We start from the raw sequence: 19,042 nt of genomic DNA, 5'->3' as shown, positions 1-19,042 counted from the left end.
CCTAACTGACTGAAGTCGATACCATTCTCTTCCAAAAATTCTTTAATTTCATCAACTTAGGGTTTTCAGGAGCCATTTCCTGCAAAGCCAACAACACTTCTTTGGATCGCTCAATGTCCCTACGATGCATAAGTATCTCTGCAAGTAACAAAAGGTTATTAAAATTTTTCGGATCTCTAAATCGAAGTCTTTCTGCAAAGTCCGTCGCCAAAACAAAATCTCTTCTTTGTTTATGTGCATAAGCAATATAAAACAAAAAGTCGGTATCTCCTGGATTTAATTGCAAATATCGATTCGCTAACTCTATGGCTTTTTCATAATCCTTAGATTTCATATACAATTTAGATAATTCTCTTAAACAATAAAGATCATCCGGCTCTGAATCCAATGCGAGTTCTAAAGCAAAAATTGCATTGTTCCATTCACCATCTCGATACGACTGAATCCCTTCACCTAACATTTGATAATAAATATTTGGTTTTGTTGATTCTTTTGCAGCGTATGCCACCTCTTCCAAAAAGGCAATTCTCATTAAACTCAGATCATCTGTGAGATCTCCGAATTGTAACATGGCCTTACAAATCAGATTTAAATCTCCACCACCTTCAGTAACGTGTCTCAAAAATACAGTTTCATCATCATTGATGAGCCGATTTCCTCCAGATTGGCCAACAAATAAATCATCTCGCCCATCTGAGCCTAATATCAATACGTCACCAGGTCGCAATGGATAAATTTGAATGACAACCTCATCGCCACTCATTTCAGTAAAACCAATCTTTCTCAGAGAGTGTTCATTTTCAAGGAAACTCGCATTTCCATCTCGATACAAAACAATCCAAGGATGTTCCGCATTAATATAATATAACGTACCAGTTTCCTCATCAACTAACCCTAAGATTGCGGAAAGCAACATATGGCCATCGAAACTAATAAATACGTTATGTACTTCCTGAAAACATTCTTTTAACCAACGCTCAGGATGTCGATCCTGCATATACCTTAGTTTTTGTGTTCGTGTGATGATAGATTTGAAAACTGTTCCCATCACAAGTGCGCCACCAGCACCTTGGATCGACTTACCCATTGCATCTGCGTTTAAAAAAACTGTATACTTTTTACCCATTAAGTAAATTGAATCGGAAACAGAAAGATCTCCCCCAATTTCAGATTGTTTGTTTCTGAATTTGAACTGTTTCATTTGTCTTTCAAAAATTTTGATGGAAACTGTTTCAGATTTAGAAAAAGAACCGCGCAGAGGTCTAATCAAAAGAGAAGTTAAAAAATAATCACCGTCTTGTTTATCTTGGAGTTTTTGCATTTCAGACAATGTTTCATTTAACTCTCTTGTTCTTTGATCTACCATTTCTTCTAAATGGTTTTGGTGTTCCGATAACTCTTCTTTCATTTCAACAAAAACTCTTCCCATTTGCCCAATTTCATCACTTCGATGGGTTGGTAGAGTTTCCGGTTTCCATTGGTCCAAATCAACCATGGCGGTTGTAAGTAATTTAATTGCTTCAACCATATCCCGAGAAAACAAAAAGGATATTAGAAAAATAACTCCACATAATATAAGTGAGGCGGCTACGAAAAAAGACCAGATCTTCCAAGTTTTCGATTCAACTTCATTTTCATCAATCATCACGTGAAAGACTAACTTTTTCACTGATTCTGAATTCCCAACATATGGAATTTTTACTAGATAATAAGGTTTACTTTGAAAATGAAATCTTTGTTCCTCCATTAACAAATCTGGTTTTTCATTCATTACCAAACGAATCATATCGGATCCGATGGTTTTAACCTTTCCTGCTTGAAAAATTGCCAAGTGAATGCGATTGTCTTTCGAAATGGTTTTTGTAAAATTATCATCAACAACTTGTCCAATGAGTATTGTACCACGCCCAAACAGAGGTGCAGCCAATCGAAACCCAAGACCACTATGTCCGTCTTCTAATGCCGCTGTTGACTGTCCATTAAGAGCATTACGAATGATTGGTTGATTTTTTTTATCATCCCCAAAATCTTTTGGACGATGAACACGAAACAAAACCTTTCCCTGGTTGTCTCCAATTTCAAAAATGGAAAGGCCATATCTTTTCAAAATTTGTTGTAGGTAAGGTAGCTCTCTGGAAAGAACATTTCGATCCGCAATCCCTCTTTCCAAAATCCCTCTAGTTTGAGAGTTAAATGTAATTTCCTCTAGTAACAACCGCAGTTTTTCTTCTTTGAATTCCAGCTCCCGTTGAAAATTTCGAGATAGGTCCTCCGCTCGCTGCGTTTGTGGTATATTTTTTACCGATTGCAAGAGGTAGGCAAAACTGGTAGTGAGAGCAATTACAAGAAGAATTTGACTCACACTCAATATTAATAAGAATTTGTAACGAATGCTCATAGAAAACTACGTGAATCTTCTCAGTTTTGGGTTACAATCAAATGACATTCCCTTGAAGGAAATGTATCATCCGGAAAAATTCAGATGAAACCAAACGCTTTTCTATTTTTCCTTATTATCCTTGTTTTAATAGTATATTATACTTTTGAATACATCCTACATAAACGAACCCTGAAAAAATTCAAACATCGCATTCATGTCAACGGAACCAGAGGAAAGTCTAGTGTAACAAGGCTCATACGAGCAGGCCTTAGTGCTACAGGAATGTCCGTATTTGCAAAAACAACGGGAACAATGGCTCGTATGATTTTTCCAGACGGATCAGAAGAATCCATATCTCGATTTGGGAAACCATCCATTTTAGAACAAATTAAAATTCTAAAAAAGGCAGTACATAGAGGTGCCGAAATAGTTGTTTTAGAATGTATGGCATTAGAACCGCGTTATCAATGGGCAAGTGAAGGTCAGATTCTAAAATCAGACATTGGAGTGATTACAAATATTCGAGAAGACCATTTAGAAGTGATGGGCCCAGAATTATCTGATGTCGCCAAATCATTGCTATCTGCCTGTCCGATCAACGGAACCCTAGTCACTGGCCCTACAGATTTTGAATCATTTATTTTTGAAGTATGCGAAGATCGAAAATCAAAAGCAATTTTATTAACAGATCAAAACATACAATCAATTACCGACGAAGAGATGACAAAATTTTCATACTGGGAACACAAAGAAAATGTTTCAATCGCACTGAAGGTCTGTGAATTATTAGGAGTAAGTCGACAAAATGCCTTGGAAGCAATGTGGAAAGTGAATCCAGACCCTGGGGCTTTCTCTGTTTCCCCAATTCACTTTTTTGGTAAAGAATTTATCTATGCGAACGCAATGGCAGCCAATGACCCCAATAGCACAAAACTAATTTGGTCATCTGTAATAGAACGATACCCACAATATAACAAACGCTACATTTTATTTCACACAAGAGAAGATCGACCAGAAAGAAGTCGCCAACTCGCAAAAGAATTTTCTCATTGGGATGGGTATGAAGCAGTCATATTAATCGGAACATCCACTTCGCTAGCTTTTAAATATCTAAAAACTTATTCCAAAAAAGATATCCCTATCTTTGTTTGGGAACATTTAAGCTTGGACGGAATATTTGAATCTTTACTTTCTATTCTTCCAAAACAATCATTGGTTTTTGGAATCGGAAATATAGTTGGTCTCGGAATGGACCTATCTTTATATTTAAAAAACAGGTCGGAACATACGAATGAATGAAATTCTTCCTCTTTCCATCGGGCTTAGCCTTGTTGTAAGTTTAGTATTTTCTGAATTGTTTGGGATTCTTGGAACGGGACTTGTTGTGCCCGGTTATTTAGCAATTTCATTAAATCATCCGAAAAACATTGCGCTTACGTTTTTGATTGCACTTCTCTCCTATATTTGTGTTGAAATAATATCTAACTTTTTATTAATTTTTGGAAAAAGAAAAGTCGTCTTCATATTGTTATTTGGTTATTTTTTTGGATACCTTTTGAATTATCAGATCTTACCTGATATAGAAATTGGATATTTATCCGAAGTTAGGGGAATTGGATTTATTATTCCTGGATTGATTGCGGTCTGGTATGAAAGACAAGGTGTATTAGAAACAACTTCTGTTCTGATACTTGCTTCCATTTTCGTAAAAATCCTCCTTATTTTTCTTTTAGGCACAGAGTTAGAAACATTATGATGACTAAAATATATTGGTCTCCATGGAAACATTCCCGCATTGCGCTTTTTTTATTGGCAATACTTGGAATTTTGGGACTTCTTTTAATCGAAACTTGCAAAGTAAAAAAAGAACAATCTTATTTCAAAAAGAAACTCCATGCTGCAAAACTTGCTGAACGTGGATTTCAAATTTTAAAACCAGAACTTCTTAAACATAAAAAACCAGATTATAAAGAATTAGATCCAACCAATTCAGGATTGATTGGAGAATTTCTTACACCAGTTACAAGTAACAGTGGATCATTATCTGCAAAACAAACATCGATCAATCCAAACTTTGCCGCAGTAATGGTTCAATTTCTTAAAAAAGCAAAACTAGAAGAAGGTGATACAGTTGCCGTTGCGGTTTCAGGTTCCTTTCCAGCATTAAATATTTGTTTGTTTGCTGCACTCGATACATTAAAACTCAAACCAATCATTATATCGAGTGCCTCCGCATCTCAATTCGGTGCAAACCATCCACAAATGCTTTGGTTAGATATGGAAAAAGAACTTGTTACATCGGGAATTTTTTCCTTTCGATCCAGCTATTCATCATTAGGTGGCATCCAAGACAAAGCAATGGGAATTTCAAAAGAAGGGAAAGAGTATCTACATCGTGCATTACAAAGAAACCAAGTAAAACTTTTAGATCCTATTCATTTCGATGATTCTATTGAAAAAAGAATGAAATTGTATGATGAATTATCTCAAAACAGGCCAATCAAATTATTCATTAATGTTGGCGGAGGGACAACCATACTCGGAACAAATCTTGGAAAACAAGTTTTCAAAAATGGACTCATTACCAATTTACCGGAAGAAATTCATATCCCCAACTCTGTAATTAAGTCTTTTTTAGAACGGGAAATTCCAGTGATCAATTTTATCCAAATTGAATCACTTGCGCGGAAATTTGGCCTTCCCCAAACCCCCAAAAAAATCCCTAAACCAGGAGAAGGAAGGGTATTTTATTCAGAAGAATACAGTCCCTTACTTTATCTTTCCGTTTTCCTTTTTCTCCTAGTAGGATTGTATGGTGTAACAAGGCTCGGCTGGGGTGAAAATGAAGAAGATCGCCACCTTCCCAAATCCCTACGTGCCCGCTGAGGTTTTTATGGCAAAAATCATTGTCCTTTCGATTCTTCTTTTTTTGGTTCTACGTTGGGTCAGCCGGATTCTCATTTTGCCGGCAAAAATTGCCGAAGAATTTGGAAACAGACAGAAAGAGAGAGAAACACGGGAGTCTTACCAGTCTCCATGGGCCAAACCCAAGGAAAAGGACATCTCGGACCGTGGAAAAATTGTAGACTGAGTTTCGATTTCCTACCACGCGATTTTGAAATTCTGTCGAAAATGAAACTAAGATGAGACAGAATTCGGTTCCCAATACCCTCATTCGGATTTTTTCCAAACGCATTTTCGCGCTTCTACCCATCCTCTTTACAGTCACCCTCATCCAATGCAGTGTCCCCAAAGGTGAGTTTGGGTGGACAACAACGAAAATGGAAGAAATGGATATTTTGGAAAAACACATCCAAACCATTACCGATTACAAAATGATGAGAGATGATCTAATATTCTCTCCGACCGATACAATTCATTATGTTTACCAGTTCTCAAGAAACCCAGGTTTAGAAACCGACTTTTACATCTCACTCAATCGCTATGAGCTGGATTATGTGGAAATTGATATCAAAAAGAAAAGAGTAGAACCGGATTCTTTGGCAATAAGAGATGAATTTTCTCTTTTAAGAACGGGTGAGTATTTAATTAAAATTGTTTATGAAGGTGATACTGTTGATGAAGTAAAATTCCGTGTATTACCAGACGAAGGTTACACCCAAGAAAACCTAGAACAAGAGTTAGCTGGTGACCAAACAGATGAAATTATCAAATACTCTCGCTGATCGGTGGAAGAATATTCCCTGTTTCTAAAATGCGTTTTACACGTTCCAGTTCTTTTAGAGCAACACGAATTTCTGTTTCTCCACCTTCTTTGATAATCAGTTCATAGTGCTCCTTTGCTTTCACAAAGTCTCTTGACTCTTCAGCCAAAACACCTAAACGAAACAATATTTTAATCAAAGGGATCTTTTTTCTTTTTGTTTCCAACACACGTATAACGGCTTCTTGGTCTTCTATTTTTAAATCCATTAAACGATATTGGGATAGAATATCATCCAGAGTTGTAACCATTAAATCTTTTTTAAGATTTTGTTTTTTCTCGATCAAATCTTTTAGTTCTTTTTCAGCTATAATCAATTTTTGATCTAACTTTTTCCATTGAGTAAATGAAATATTAAGTTTGTTTCGTTCCTGTTCATTCCGTTTATGTTTTTTGTCTTTTTTACTAAGATAATAGTAAGCAATTGATTCTAATTCGGTAAGGCCAGTTTCTACATCCAATGCAGGATTCCAATCTTTACTGTTTCGCTCCAACCAATATTCTAAAAATGGTGCTGCACGATCTGGATCTCCAATTTGAGAATTGAAAAAAACTCCAATTTCATAGGAAACTCTGGTTTTATCAGGAGAATCAGGAGATAAATTAAAATATTTATCATAATATAGACCGGCAATGATATTTCGTTTTAAATCAGCATTAATCGTAGCCAAACGCAGATTCGATTTGATAATTCTTTCTTTTTCTTCTTCAGATGGGTTTTGTTTTTTTAAAAGTTCATCCAAACCCTTTTCATAAAAATCTGCTGCTCTTTCCTTTTTACCGTCTTGCCGATATTGTTCAGCAATATCTGTTAATACTAAAGGATTTTCATTCCATAATCGATAAGCTCTTTCTAAAAGTAATTCATATGCAAAAAAATCAGTATTTCTTTTATAATCGAACAAAACATAAATCCCTTTCCCTGCTGTTCCAAGTTTATTTACAATTTTAAGTCTTTCTTTGTTATCATCCTCTAATTTTTTTACTACATTTGCGAATGCATATAAATCATTGGATTCAACTTGTTTCCTTTGGTTCAGATACTTCAAATAACGAAGGTTCACCGATTCATCGTATTTTTGTTTAGTTGATTTTCTATTTTCTTCTGCTAATCTTACATCCTCTTTCCAAACTTTTGACTGCGGAATTAAATCTTCTAATTTTTTTCCTTCTCGTATCCAGTTACTTTCTTTGAGATGAATCTCATCTTTTGTTCTTTTTAATTTTTGTTCTGCCTGTTTCCATTCATTAAATAAACGGTCATGTTCCTTTGCAGAAGAAGCATCATAACCAAGTATATCTTCTTTTTGCCATTCCCCATTTCGAAATCCCTCTTCTGTCATTTCTAAAGGGTGGTATCTGAAAGCAGCGAGATAATGACGTAAGGCAGGAGCAAATTTTTCAGACTCAACATATAACCTAGCAAGTTTTATATGCAAGTTATATAATACAGGTGAGTCGCGAACAATATATGTTTCAGAATTTTTATGGGTACTTTGCCATAACAAAAGACGAATATCATTCATCTCTGTTCGCGAATTATAAACATTACCCTTTTCTCTATCTTCCCAAATCCTCTTTTCTTCAATAAACTGACTATAATAGCGTTTTAGTAAACCTTCCGCCTCACGGATCTTAGTTTCTGAATTCTTAGGTCCAGATTCGACACTAGCTTCCACAGGATTATCGGCACCCGGAACGACGGGAACATCCTGCGCATTTGGGTCTAGAGCTTTTGGCTCTTCCCGAAGGGCAATCCCCGAATCCTCATCGATAGGGATTCGCTTTTCCGAATCTAGGGTTTGGATTTCCTCTGTTGAGATGACTTGCAAAGGGGAAAGATAAAGTCCAGATAAAGGGTTTCTCCTATCCTCTTCTCCGGCAGAAATATCCCTTGGCGCAAAACAAACCAAAAACACGAGAAAGAGAAACCCTGTTACGAAGGAAAATGAAGAGAAAAAGTAACTGAGTGAAAAAAGTAACTGACTTACCTTTTTCATCGAGTGAAAAAATCCCCTCAATTTCCAAAGAAATCCAGTTTCCCTCGTTTTGTTTTCATTCCGACCCAGATCACCTGGGGCCCTGTCCCGTTGCATCAATTGCGTAAATTTCCCTGGTCTTACTATCGGCGAAAAATCAATTTTTAACAACCAAAAGGTGTTGTATAATTGGAATGACTGGCGTTCACTGTAGGCAATCGACCAGCAGAACTGGATCTCCTATGTCAAAAAACATTGTCGAAAGGTACCTCGTCTTAAAAAACAAATACCGAAATTATGATACAAAATATGCCCTAAAACGTATGCAGGCATTTCGACTTGCCACCCAGGAATTGTCCCGCAAAGGTTATGAGGTTGGATTGGAACTTTTAGGGTCAATTAACTTTGGAATTGTCGATCCAACTTCCGATGTTGATTGTATTTTGCTTTTGGAATGTGACTTACACAAGGACCAAAGTTGTTGCCCAAATCATTGCACCAATTTGTCTTTTGTTAAAACAGAAATTTCAAAATTCGTTTTAAAAAGGTTAGCACCAGAAACATTTAACATTGATTATCTGGATACGATCAATCTTAAATATGTGGAAGAAAAAATTCGAACAGAATCGGTTCTTGGCGATGAAACTTTATATTGTCTGTTATTCTATCGAAACATTGGTAGACCAGTCAACCGACCGTTGTTTATACCATTTTGCGATCAGTTAGAAGAAAACCATGATTTTGTGAAAGAGATTATGCCTTGGGCTGCCGTTGCCTTAGAAGGTTACCTCAATACCAACCAACATAGGATGTCTTTTAACAAATACAATGAAAGGATAAGAGCTCGCGGGCTTAGCCTTCCGGAAGGATTACAACAAGAACTACAAGCTTATATGGAAGGAAAAACATAATTTTGTATCCGTTGATCTATATTTAGATCCTTAAGCAATAAAATTCTTTACCATTCTTACTAAATCTTTACTCTTTTGCCATGTTGATGAGAATTTGGACGAACAAAGGTAGGCTGTATCCTTACCTGCTTTTGAACATCCTTCTTTTTATTTTTGTCACCATTTCCTTTCTCTTCTATACAGCAAGCGAACGAAAGATTGATGAAGCAGAGGAAAATCGTTACAGGTCCCTACGGATAGCCAATGAACTTCGCCAATCCTCTGACCAACTCACAAATTTAGTTCGGTTGTATGTCATTCATAGAGATATAAAGTATAAAAAATATTTCCAAATGATTTTGGATATACGTAACGGTGATCGCCCAAGACCAAAAGAATATGGTTATGCATATTGGGATCTTGTAATTGCAAATAAACTCCCCCCTCCTTCCGATGATGGAGAAAAAATCAGCATTTATGAATCTATGAGAAATGAAAACTTTCTTGAATCTGATTTTTTATTATTATCTGAATCAAAAAACAAATCAGACCAATTAACAAAAATTGAATTCGAAGCAATGTCCCTAGTCGAAAAGGACATGAAGGTTGGATCAAATTTCAATCCGAAAGCAATCAATTTATTGTTCGATGACAACTATCTTCGTGCCAAAGCGGAGATCATGAAACCAATCAATGACTTATACTATCAATTAAACGATCGAACGACAAAAGCCATCCTTGATGCAAAAAGAAATGTTTTCATTCTAAAAACGATACTCATTGTTGTTGGTGTCTTTTTTGGTTTAAGTTTATTTCTGACACACCAATCTCTTGTTGATATTATTGGAGGAAGTGTTGACGAAGCCTTTCGTAGAATATCTTTATTAGGTGAAGGAAATTTTTCTGGCGAAATCCAACCAACATTAATTAAAAACTCCATACTAGATAGCCTGAATGTCACACAAAAAAGATTACAAGAATTACACCAAGAAGGTGAATTCACAAAACAACGATTAATTGAAAGTGAATCAAAACTTCGTCATATTTTGGACAACGTATCTGCGTGTATTTATTTAAAGGATACAAACGGAAGGTATTTATTTGCGAACCAACAAGTATGTAAACTTTTTGGATACCCGCTAGAAGAAATTCTCAATCAAACGGATGAAAAATTCTTAGAAGAAGAAACTGCCAAAATCATTCTTAAAAACGATAGATCTGTATTATTGGAAGGAAAAACATTACATGCCGAAGAAGAAATTCATAATCGGGCCGATGGAAAAACATATCCATTTCTCACTGTTAAAATTCCGTTAAGAAACCAAACGGGAGAAATTTATGCACTCTGCGGTATATCCACTGACATTGGTATTACCAAAGAAATTCAAAAAGAGTTAGAACTGGCGAAGGATTCCGCAGAAATAGCAAACAAAGCCAAGTCGGAATTTTTAGCATCAATGAGTCATGAAATCAGAACTCCATTAAATGGAGTGATTGGGCTCACTCAAATTCTTTTCAAAACAAACCTAGATGAAGAACAAAGTTCCCTCGTTAAAACCATAGCATCTGCAGGGCAATCCTTACTTGTCATCCTAAATGATATTCTCGATTTTTCAAAAATAGAAGCCGGAAAAATGAAAATCGAAAAAATCAAATTCGATCTTCGTAATACAGTCACTGAAATTTTTGATTTATTATCAATTGAATCTAAATCAAAATCCATCGAGTTAAAACTTGAGATAGATACAGAAATTCCAGATTTTATTTATTCTGACCCAAGCAGAATTCGACAAATTATTTTTAATTTGCTAGGTAATGCGATCAAATTTACCGAAACCGGGTTTGTTGTATTTCGCCTAAAAAAACAAAACGAGTGGATTCGTATAGAGGTGGAAGATTCAGGGATTGGAATCCCCACAGAAAAACTTAAATTTATATTCAATAAATTTTCACAAGCTGATGCCTCCACCTCACGAAGATATGGCGGAACTGGACTTGGACTTGCCATCTCTGATCGGTTGGTTTCCTTACTCGGTGGAACCATTGGAGTCGAAAGCCAAGTAAACAAAGGAAGTTTGTTTTGGTGCCTTTTGCCTTACGAAAAACCAATTTCCTCCAATAACAATGATTCGGTTAATTCACCACTCAATCCTAACTCTTCTATAGAATCTTTATTCACAAACCAAACGTTTTTAATTGTTGAAGACAATATTTTGAATCAAAAAGTCATTGGTGGACTCTTAAGAAAATACAATATAAACTTTGATGTTGCTGAGAACGGAGAAGTAGCACTCCAACTTTTTCAACAAAACCAGTATGACCTTATCCTAATGGACTGTGAAATGCCTGTGATGGATGGATTTGAAGCAACTTTGCATATTCGAGAGTTAGAAAAAACAAAACAAGAAAAAACTATCATCTTGGCTGTCACTGCACATGTCCTAGACGAACACAAAGAAAGATGTTTTGCAGTAGGAATGGATGGATTTATTGGCAAACCGTTTTATATAGAGAATTTATTAAAAACTTACCAAGAAGTTTCTGAATCCAGAAACAAATCCCATTAATACAGCAAAAACACTTCTCAATTGCTTTCACCTATTATTCGTTAAGTGTAAAATTCCGCCATCACCGTAAGTTTTTGTCACTTCAGCAATGATCACTTGATATCCTTCATACCATTTTGAATATTTAGATTTCGCCAATTGATGATCAGAAAAATTTTTTAGAGAATCTAAACCAAGATTGGTTTTAAAATAATACACTACAGCCATAATTCCTTTTTCTAAATTCACCCAACTATCTTTTCCAAGATACTCTGGATGGCTTTCTACGAAAGATTCAATGGATCGATCTAAAGTTTCAAATTCCGTATCGGATTCTTTTTGTTTGAAAATAAAAGTTGCACTAATCATTTTTATAACTTAAATAATGATAATTCTCGATAGAGATCAATCCAATTTCATTTCTTGTTCGGTTTGATTTGACTGCAGACCTTAAATCTCCATCAGCAAAATCTTTTAAAATAGATGAAATTGCCATCGCAAGAAACATTCCAGTAAAAAAAATAAATGGATCTAAGTTTGAAATAAGAAGATAGGAAACCATAAATTCTGATATTTTCAGATTGGGTGAATGTCCAGCTGAGGTCATAGAGAAGGAAATTAATTCCCTTCTATTTCATTTGTCAGTTTATTTTAAGGAAAATGAGAGGCTTTCGTTTTTACGTTTTCTAAATGGCGAATGTCTTTTCCAGTATTGAGACGCACAAGTTCTTCTGCTACGTTTACCGCATAATCACCTAACCTTTCCAAGGCGAGGATAATTCGATATACATCCGCAAATTCCTGTTTTTCCATATCAGGTACAGACCTATATTTTTGAAAGGCTTGGTCACAAAGGTCATTTAGTTCATCTTCTAAGGTATTGACACTGCCCATAAATCTTTCTTTTTCTTCCACGAGAGATTCGATTGCCATACCTGCAAGAGTTGTCACTCGGGATAAAATCAATGTCATAGGTTCTTCTTTTTTGAATAAACCTTTACGAATGGTTTTATGGCGAAATACATCGGCACAGTTCACCACTTGGTCTCCCATCCGCTCCATATTTCTTGTGATACGAATGGCAGAGAGCGCAAAACGAAGGGGGTCTTTTTTTAAAACAATATCATTGTCCACATCACCCATTCCAAGAATGTTACGGTTACTCACTGCTTCCAAAATCGCATTTTGGGAAAGGTTATCATTTTCCTTTTCTAAATCATCAATGAGATCGTCACGTTCCACGATGCGTTCTGCTTGTACATAATCATCCGCTTCCAAAGCTTCACTTAAAAGAATCACCTGCTCCAAAACAAGTTCTGCCATGGAGTACAAATTCTTTCTTAAATAATAAAACTTCGAGATAATCATATTTGTTTTATTTTATCTTCAGTATAAAAAAAATTTGGTCACTGTGTTCGATCAAACAGTGGCCAACTCGGTAATCTCTTCTACAGTCAGGATTTTTTCGATATCAATCAGGATGATGAACCGGTTATCTTTTTTACCCACACCTGTGATGTATCTTGAAGAAATTCCTTTGACCGAAGGTGGTGGTGGGTCCACTTGGTTTGCAGGAAAATGAACCACGTGTGACACCTTGTCCACAATCACACCAATGGACTTTCCAGAAACATTGATCACGATGGCTCGGTCGGCGGCACTTTCCGTTGTATTTTTAATATTGAGACGTTTGGCAAGGTCAATCATCCGAACCACTTTTCCACGAATGTCCATAATTCCTGCAAAGAAACTTTTGGACTGTGGAACACGGATTAGGTTGGTGATTTTGACAATTTCTTCGACAATGGTGATGGGAATGGCATATTCTTCATCGCCCAAATTGAATATAATGTACTGCTCATGAATGAATTGGTTTGCCGATGATGTTTCTTTTGCCATATCACTTTTCTACAATTTTAGAACTACGTCTAGAAGTAGACGTAGCCGTTATAGAAAAAATATGAACCGAAACTAAGAAATGACAACACTTTTGTCATTAAGACAGAGCGTTTTCTCACAAGAAAATCCAGTAGCCCCGCCGTCATACCAAGAACCCCAAGAGTCAGCCCTAATACGACATAATCATAATACAAATAATAAACCAAACATCCAAATCCGACGCCCATACAGACATCTTGCAAATCTCCCCAGACTCGCCTCTTAAAACGCAACCAGAGCGATCCTCGGGCCTCTCTTGCCTCACGCCTTTCTCTTCTCCAACGTTGGAACCGAGTTTCGCGGACAATCCCAAAAATAGAATCGTAACGTGTGGAAGGGAATAATGCCGATTCCAAAGGATGCCTTTGGGAACGAACTTTCTCTTGGGCATCAGGTACAAAGGGGGGATAAATTTCGTACGCCCCTCCAATGCATGCAAGCATGTCTTTATCAGGGAGGGTACTAAAGTATTCGCGAAAGGGCCAAATCTTTCGAAAGACGGGATACGCACGACCAGAAGTAATGTCCTTCTCAACTTGTACAGTGCCGTTTTTCACAGTGGCACCATACATACGTCCCTTTTCTTCTTTGATTTCTACAGCTAACCGAACGAGTCGTTCGTGAAAGTTGAACTCAGCCTCCAGGACATCCCCGAGAGGTGTTTCCATGGTAAATGCTCGGATGAAACCGGGGGTGCGGGGTTTCTGTTTCCTCCAGACTTGTTTCATAACAAATCTATCGGAGGAAAAAGAAAGTCACTGAAGAAAGATTATTTCTTCTTTTTGTGTCTGTTGGCTCTGCGTTTTTTCTTACGTTTGTGGGTTGCGATTTTTCTACGCTTTCTCTTTTTTCCGGAAGGCATTCCTTCCTCCTTATATCAAGCCTGTTCTGTCAAATTTCTAGTCGAGGTACTTTTGTAAAACTTTATTTTTCCTCATTGTGGATAACATCGCTTTGATATCACCCACTCCCTCACGTGAAGTGACAAGTAGGACATCTGGTTCTTCCACAACAATGAGATCTTTCACACCAAGAAAGGCAATGAGTTCCTTTTGGACCGAAGAAATATTTCCCGAAGCCTTATGGTAGAGCACTTCTTTTCCTTGGTGGTGGTTCTTTTCTTTATCACCAGGTAAAATACGTTCGAGTGACATCCAAGATCCTACATCATCCCAATTGAAGGTTGCTTCCACCATACGAATCCGATTGGATTTTTCCATAATGGCAGTATCAATTGCCTCAGAAGGAAGCATCTGGAAGGCCGTTTTTAAATCCCCGAAACTCTTAAAAGGAAATCCATTTTTTAAAGGATTTAAAATATGAGGAGCATGACGTTCCAACTCAGAAAGGATAGTTTCTGTGCGGAAAAGAAAAATCCCTGGGTTCCAATAAAAATTCTTCTTTTTAATATATTTTAGAGCGGTTTTAAAATCAGGTTTTTCAAAAAAAGCTTTTACCGTATAACCTACATCAGTTGGTTTTCCCGTGCTAATATATCCGTAACCTACTTCTGGACGATTGGGTTTCACACCAAGTAGAACCATTCCATTTTCCGTTTCGTATAAAGCCTGCTCAATGGTTTTTGTAAATTCTTTGATGGGATCGATAAAGGCATCGGCTGATAAAACGATTAAGTTTGGATTGCCAAATTTTTTCTGAAAGTAAAGTGCCGAAAGAGCAATGATAGGTGCCGTATTTTTTCCTTCTGGCTCCAAAATGAAATTAGTAGAAGGAAACTTTGGATCTTTTTTTAGGATCTCCGCTTTTAGGTTGGCATTGGTTCCAATATAAATTCGATCAAGAGAGGTGATGGTGAGAGCGCGGTCAATGGTCTCACGTAAAAGGGTTTTATTGGAATAAACTTTCTGAAGTTGTTTAGGGGAATTGGTGCGGGAGCGAGGCCAAAACCTCTCCCCCTTTCCACCAGCCATAATGAGGACAACCGGGGATTCTTTAGGTAATTTTGCCATAGGGTTTGGAACCAGAATTTAGCAAGCGAAACAGAGGAAAACCAGAAAAGTCTTAGACCCCTCCTGCTTCCTTCGGTGCATCATCGCTGTGGAGTTTGATGGGTTTTGCAGGGATGATGGTAGAAATGGCGTGTTTGTACACCAAATTCTGTTTGTTATCGTTTTCTAAGATGATTGTGAAGTTGTCAAAGCTGACAACCTTTCCTTTCAGCGGAACTCCGTTTAACAAGTAAATGGTGAGATCAATTTTCTCCTTTCTTGCTGTATTTAGAAGTTGGTCTTGGATATTATTTTTTGCCGACATTGGAAATCCCGAGTGTTTTCTCTATATTTTATCTATATTTGTATACAGTTGGACAGCTGCTTCGAAGGAAATGGGCGAAAGTAATGGATCTTTTTTGAACCAAGTAATCTGTCGTTTCGCATAATTCCTGTGGCTTTGGGCCAGCTGCTCAATGAATGTATTACTGTCTATGGTTCCATTTAAGAAAGCAAGCGCAAAATTGTAACCTAAGGTTCGTAGGCCAGGACAGTCAGATCCGTATCTAGAAACCACTTCTTTTGTCTCCGCTAACATACCCGTGGCGATCTCTTCGACTCGCCGATTGATTCTATCATAGAGAATGTCTCGGGGCCAGTCCAACCAATGTCCAATCACTTGGACATCCGGATAATCGTTTAAGTATCCTCCAACGGTTTCTTTAGAAACTTCAGACCACAAAACTCCCGTGAGGACAACTTCCAAGGCCCTTTTGATTCGGTATCCATCCTGCGGTGATAAGGATTCGAGAGCTTTGGGATCTTTGGCAAAAAGTTGTGTCCTGGCTTCTTCTAATGGAAGTTCCAAAACATAATCTTTCGTTTCTTTCGGTACATTTGGTACGGGATACATTCCCAAAAGAAAAGCACGGAGGTAAAAACCTGTGCCACCAATGAGAAAAGGAATTTTACCTCTGGCTCTGATATCGCTTATCGCTTCGCGGGCCCAAATGGAGAACTGACTCGCATTAAGGGATTCGTCTGCGTTTAAATAACCAATCAACCAATGGCGGATATAAGAGGACTCTTGGGGAGTGGGGGCCGTTGTGCCTACCGGTAGATCCCGGTAGACTTGGCGTGAGTCAAAAGAAACAATTTCGAAACGTTTGGGGTCGAGTACTTGGGTGAGAGCGGTTTTTCCAGAACCGGTGGGGCCACCAAGGACGGGGAGGATCACTCCTCTTCCTCGGCTACGACCTCCTCTTCTTCGGTCTCTTCCAATTCTTCCGTTTCTTCCATGAGTTCATCATCTTCTAGAACTGGCTCTTCCTCTTCTTCCACTTCGTATTCTGAACTGCGGATGGCTGCCATTCGTGATTTGATGGCTGGCTTTGCCAATTGGTCTGCCCCACATTTAGGGCATTTTTTTTCCGGTTTGTACAAATCGTAAAACTTCGTTCCACATGAATAACAACTGAACTTTTTGCCGAGAGGGTTGTTGGGATCAATTTTGACAGCTGGGGCCTTCGCCACAGGTGCTGGTTTGTCCTTCACTGCGACAGGGGCGGTTTTGGGGGCAGGTACGGCTTTCGCCTTAGTTGCCGGAGTTTTTGCTCCTGCGACTGCCTTTTTTTTGTCTTCCTTCGGGGAAGCGGACTTTGCGTCCTTGGGTTTCTCTTTGGCTACCGCTTTTTTCTTGGGCGGAGCCTGCTTCTTGACTGCTTTTTTTGCGACCATAAACGTACTTTTGACAGTTTTGGGAATCCCCTCTCGGGGACAACCTTTTTGAAATTGGACGGTTTTCTCCTGGATGAAAATTAATGAAAAGTTTTTTTTTTCCTATGACCCAATTAAGTGTCAATGTCAACAAGATCGCCACTCTCCGCAATTCCCGTGGTGGATCCATTCCTAGTGTCATTCAAATTTCAGAGATTATCTTGGATGCAGGTGCCTACGGTATCACCATCCACCCGAGAGAGGACGAAAGGCATATCACCAAACAAGATGTATTCGAAATTCAGAATTTTCTAAATTCTTACAATGCCAAAATAACCAAAAATGGATTTCCAAAAAAAGAATTCAACATCGAAGGCGAACCAAGTGAACGTTTTTTAAATTTAGTTCTAAAAGCAAAACCCGACCAAGTGACCCTAGTTCCGGTCAAACCTGGGGAAATTACCTCTGACCACGGGTTTGATTTAAAAAACAAAACAGTGTTCCAAACTTTAAAACCAATGGTGCAAAGATTCAAAGAGGAAGGGATCCGGGTTTCTTTGTTTATGGAGACAGAATTTACAGAGTATCCGCTTGTAAAAGAACTCGGAGCCGAACGAATTGAACTCTACACAGGGCCATTCGCCTATGCTTATGACAAATCTCCAGAAGAGGGAGCCAAAAGTTTCCCAATATATGAAAAGGCCGCAATAGAGGCAAACAAACTGGGGTTAGGTGTAAATGCAGGCCACGACCTGGATACAAACAATTTAAAACTTTTTTCCAAACTTCCCTACTTAGCGGAGGTATCCATTGGACATAGACTGGTCAGCCAAAGCCTTGTGGATGGAATGAAAAAAACCATTGGAGACTATCTCAGAGTTCTTTCGCAAGGAAACGAAGTTTAGAATACTGAGGGTCTTGTTCCAAAAGCAACTTAGCGGCTCTTTCCAAAGCAAGAGCCAATTGCCCTTCCATTTTTCCTTTTCGTTTTGCCGATTGGATTTCAGATAAAAAACTACGAAGGCCTTCTCTGGCTTGCGATTCGTTTCCAGAAACTGAGGCAAGTTTTACCTTTTTCCATGCCTCCGTGATCGGAGCACCTGGTCTTACTGTTGTTCCAATTTGAGGAGCACCTGCCTCGGTTCCGAGAGAGGAACTAACAGACACTACCCCCGCACTGGCACCGACTGCCTCTTTTCCCATCTCCCCCCGATGGTAACTGGCGGTGTCCCAAATCCGAGAAAATGGATCGGACTTCATTTGGTCAGCATAAAGACGTTCTTTATATGAGGAAGAGGAATGGAGGATTTCTTTTTGGACTAGGGATTTGTCTGTTGCACTTAGGCTTTGAAAACAATCGGCAAGGACTCCCCGTCGGATACTGTCCTTTGTGAGAACACCTCGTTCGGCAAGAAAGAGAAAAGATTCCGATTTTGGCGGTTTGTTTTCCTGACAAAGTTTTTGGGTTTCTGTAAATACCGCAAAAACTTCCCCATCATAAGAATGTGCCTTTAAATCTGATAAATTCCCTGATTTTTCTGCAGAAATCCTTAACATATTTTTATATAGGCTATCGTTTGGATTTTTTTCTAGAGCCTTTCTAAAAGCAGTATAACTCTCTGCATAATTGCCTCTGTGGTATTCAAGCAATCCCCAAGTGTAACATAAATACCCGTCGTCGGTGTCACGAGTCCGGCAAACGTATCTTAGTCGGGACATTGCTTCTTCTTTCGACTCGGAGGAATCCCAAACATCAAGAAGTACCTCTTCTAAGAAAATCAGAGTTTCCAAACTGTACGGATCCCGGGTTGGGTTCTTCTGAGGATCTGTTGTACAAAACCCAAGGGAAAGAGCAAAAATCAGGACAACGAAAGCACGCATGGCACCGTCTATGATATAGGTGTGTCCTAGATTTGTCCC

At 38.1% G+C, this 19,042-nt stretch carries 20 protein-coding genes; 8 read left to right on the top strand and 12 right to left on the bottom strand.

Annotated features, from left to right (window positions below; genetic code table 11):
• Position 1: 1 nt before the first annotated feature.
• Entirely contained in the window at positions 2-2,398 is a 2,397-nt protein-coding gene (locus EHR01_RS17125; RefSeq protein WP_135696634.1) for a SpoIIE family protein phosphatase, read from the bottom strand.
• An 84-nt stretch (positions 2,399-2,482) separates the two neighbouring features.
• On the opposite strand from EHR01_RS17125, the gene pgsB reads away from it, so the two are divergent.
• Genes pgsB through EHR01_RS17100 form a run of 5 tightly spaced genes read left to right on the top strand, consistent with a single transcriptional unit; the run spans position 2,483 to position 6,066 of the window.
• Entirely contained in the window at positions 2,483-3,679 is a 1,197-nt protein-coding gene (pgsB, locus tag EHR01_RS17120) for a poly-gamma-glutamate synthase PgsB (RefSeq protein ID WP_135696632.1), read from the top strand.
• Positions 3,672-4,136 (top strand): poly-gamma-glutamate biosynthesis protein PgsC, encoded by a 465-nt coding sequence (gene pgsC, locus EHR01_RS17115; RefSeq protein ID WP_135696626.1) that lies wholly within the window; start codon positions 3,672-3,674, stop codon positions 4,134-4,136. The genes pgsB and pgsC overlap by 8 nt, the downstream gene beginning before the upstream one ends.
• Positions 4,136-5,266 (top strand): poly-gamma-glutamate system protein, encoded by a 1,131-nt coding sequence (gene pgsW / locus EHR01_RS17110; protein ID WP_135697423.1) that lies wholly within the window; start codon positions 4,136-4,138, stop codon positions 5,264-5,266. The genes pgsC and pgsW overlap by 1 nt, the downstream gene beginning before the upstream one ends.
• 7 nt (positions 5,267-5,273) lie before the next feature.
• The gene (locus tag EHR01_RS17105; RefSeq protein WP_135696623.1) at positions 5,274-5,471 is read left to right on the top strand and encodes a hypothetical protein; all 198 of its coding nucleotides are present in this window, start codon (positions 5,274-5,276) and stop codon (positions 5,469-5,471) included.
• Between the two features lie 52 nt (positions 5,472-5,523).
• Positions 5,524-6,066: an LIC_12238 family plasminogen-binding lipoprotein gene (locus EHR01_RS17100; protein WP_135696620.1), complete on the top strand. Its 543-nt coding sequence runs from the start codon at positions 5,524-5,526 to the stop codon at positions 6,064-6,066.
• Here the strand turns inward: EHR01_RS17100 and EHR01_RS17095 are convergent.
• Positions 6,050-8,200, bottom strand: a complete 2,151-nt coding sequence (locus EHR01_RS17095; RefSeq protein WP_135696617.1) for a tetratricopeptide repeat protein — start codon at positions 8,198-8,200, stop codon at positions 6,050-6,052. The genes EHR01_RS17100 and EHR01_RS17095 overlap by 17 nt on opposite strands.
• A 125-nt stretch (positions 8,201-8,325) precedes the next feature.
• On the opposite strand from EHR01_RS17095, the gene EHR01_RS17090 reads away from it, so the two are divergent.
• Positions 8,326-8,994 carry a hypothetical protein gene (locus EHR01_RS17090; RefSeq protein ID WP_004785030.1) on the top strand — a complete coding sequence of 223 codons (669 nt, stop codon included), beginning with the start codon at positions 8,326-8,328 and terminating at the stop codon, positions 8,992-8,994.
• 80 nt (positions 8,995-9,074) lie between these two features.
• Entirely contained in the window at positions 9,075-11,540 is a 2,466-nt protein-coding gene (locus EHR01_RS17085; RefSeq protein ID WP_135696614.1) for a hybrid sensor histidine kinase/response regulator, read from the top strand.
• A gap of 27 nt (positions 11,541-11,567) precedes the next feature.
• Here EHR01_RS17085 and EHR01_RS17080 read toward each other — a convergent pair whose 3' ends face one another.
• The 9 genes from EHR01_RS17080 to EHR01_RS17040 all read right to left on the bottom strand — a co-directional run bounded on the left by EHR01_RS17080 (position 11,568) and on the right by EHR01_RS17040 (position 17,143).
• On the bottom strand, positions 11,568-11,888 hold the full coding sequence (locus EHR01_RS17080; protein WP_135696611.1) for a hypothetical protein: 321 nt from the start codon (positions 11,886-11,888) through the stop codon (positions 11,568-11,570).
• Positions 11,881-12,126 (bottom strand): hypothetical protein, encoded by a 246-nt coding sequence (locus tag EHR01_RS17075; RefSeq protein ID WP_135696608.1) that lies wholly within the window; start codon positions 12,124-12,126, stop codon positions 11,881-11,883. The genes EHR01_RS17080 and EHR01_RS17075 overlap by 8 nt, the downstream gene beginning before the upstream one ends.
• A 44-nt stretch (positions 12,127-12,170) precedes the next feature.
• Complete coding sequence (locus EHR01_RS17070; RefSeq protein ID WP_208721804.1) at positions 12,171-12,887, bottom strand: phosphate signaling complex PhoU family protein; 717 nt, start codon at positions 12,885-12,887, stop codon at positions 12,171-12,173.
• Positions 12,888-12,938: 51 nt separating this feature from the next.
• Complete coding sequence (locus EHR01_RS17065; RefSeq protein WP_135696602.1) at positions 12,939-13,418, bottom strand: chemotaxis protein CheW; 480 nt, start codon at positions 13,416-13,418, stop codon at positions 12,939-12,941.
• 29 nt (positions 13,419-13,447) lie between these two features.
• Positions 13,448-14,125, bottom strand: a complete 678-nt coding sequence (locus EHR01_RS17060) for a hypothetical protein (RefSeq protein ID WP_244310166.1) — start codon at positions 14,123-14,125, stop codon at positions 13,448-13,450.
• Between the two features lie 231 nt (positions 14,126-14,356).
• On the bottom strand, positions 14,357-15,427 hold the full coding sequence (locus tag EHR01_RS17055; RefSeq protein WP_135696596.1) for a mannose-1-phosphate guanylyltransferase: 1,071 nt from the start codon (positions 15,425-15,427) through the stop codon (positions 14,357-14,359).
• 52 nt (positions 15,428-15,479) lie between these two features.
• Positions 15,480-15,731, bottom strand: a complete 252-nt coding sequence (gene hfq / locus EHR01_RS17050; RefSeq protein WP_004784721.1) for an RNA chaperone Hfq — start codon at positions 15,729-15,731, stop codon at positions 15,480-15,482.
• Between the two features lie 21 nt (positions 15,732-15,752).
• Positions 15,753-16,643, bottom strand: coding sequence for a tRNA (adenosine(37)-N6)-dimethylallyltransferase MiaA (gene miaA, locus EHR01_RS17045; RefSeq protein ID WP_135696593.1), 891 nt, complete (start codon positions 16,641-16,643; stop codon positions 15,753-15,755).
• The gene (locus tag EHR01_RS17040) at positions 16,640-17,143 is read right to left on the bottom strand and encodes an FYDLN acid domain-containing protein (RefSeq protein ID WP_135696590.1); all 504 of its coding nucleotides are present in this window, start codon (positions 17,141-17,143) and stop codon (positions 16,640-16,642) included. The genes miaA and EHR01_RS17040 overlap by 4 nt, the downstream gene beginning before the upstream one ends.
• A gap of 104 nt (positions 17,144-17,247) precedes the next feature.
• On the opposite strand from EHR01_RS17040, the gene EHR01_RS17035 reads away from it, so the two are divergent.
• Positions 17,248-18,027, top strand: coding sequence for a pyridoxine 5'-phosphate synthase (locus EHR01_RS17035; RefSeq protein WP_208721803.1), 780 nt, complete (start codon positions 17,248-17,250; stop codon positions 18,025-18,027).
• Here EHR01_RS17035 and EHR01_RS17030 read toward each other — a convergent pair.
• Complete coding sequence (locus EHR01_RS17030) at positions 17,996-19,003, bottom strand: tetratricopeptide repeat protein (RefSeq protein ID WP_135696584.1); 1,008 nt, start codon at positions 19,001-19,003, stop codon at positions 17,996-17,998. The two genes, EHR01_RS17035 and EHR01_RS17030, sit on opposite strands and share 32 nt — an antisense overlap.
• Positions 19,004-19,042 lie beyond the last annotated feature (39 nt).

The organism is Leptospira mtsangambouensis (assembly GCF_004770475.1).
GTDB classification, from domain to species: Bacteria; Spirochaetota; Leptospiria; order Leptospirales; family Leptospiraceae; genus Leptospira_A; species Leptospira_A mtsangambouensis.
Note: the sequence above shows the minus strand (reverse complement) of the source record. Positions and strands in the feature narration are given on the sequence as shown.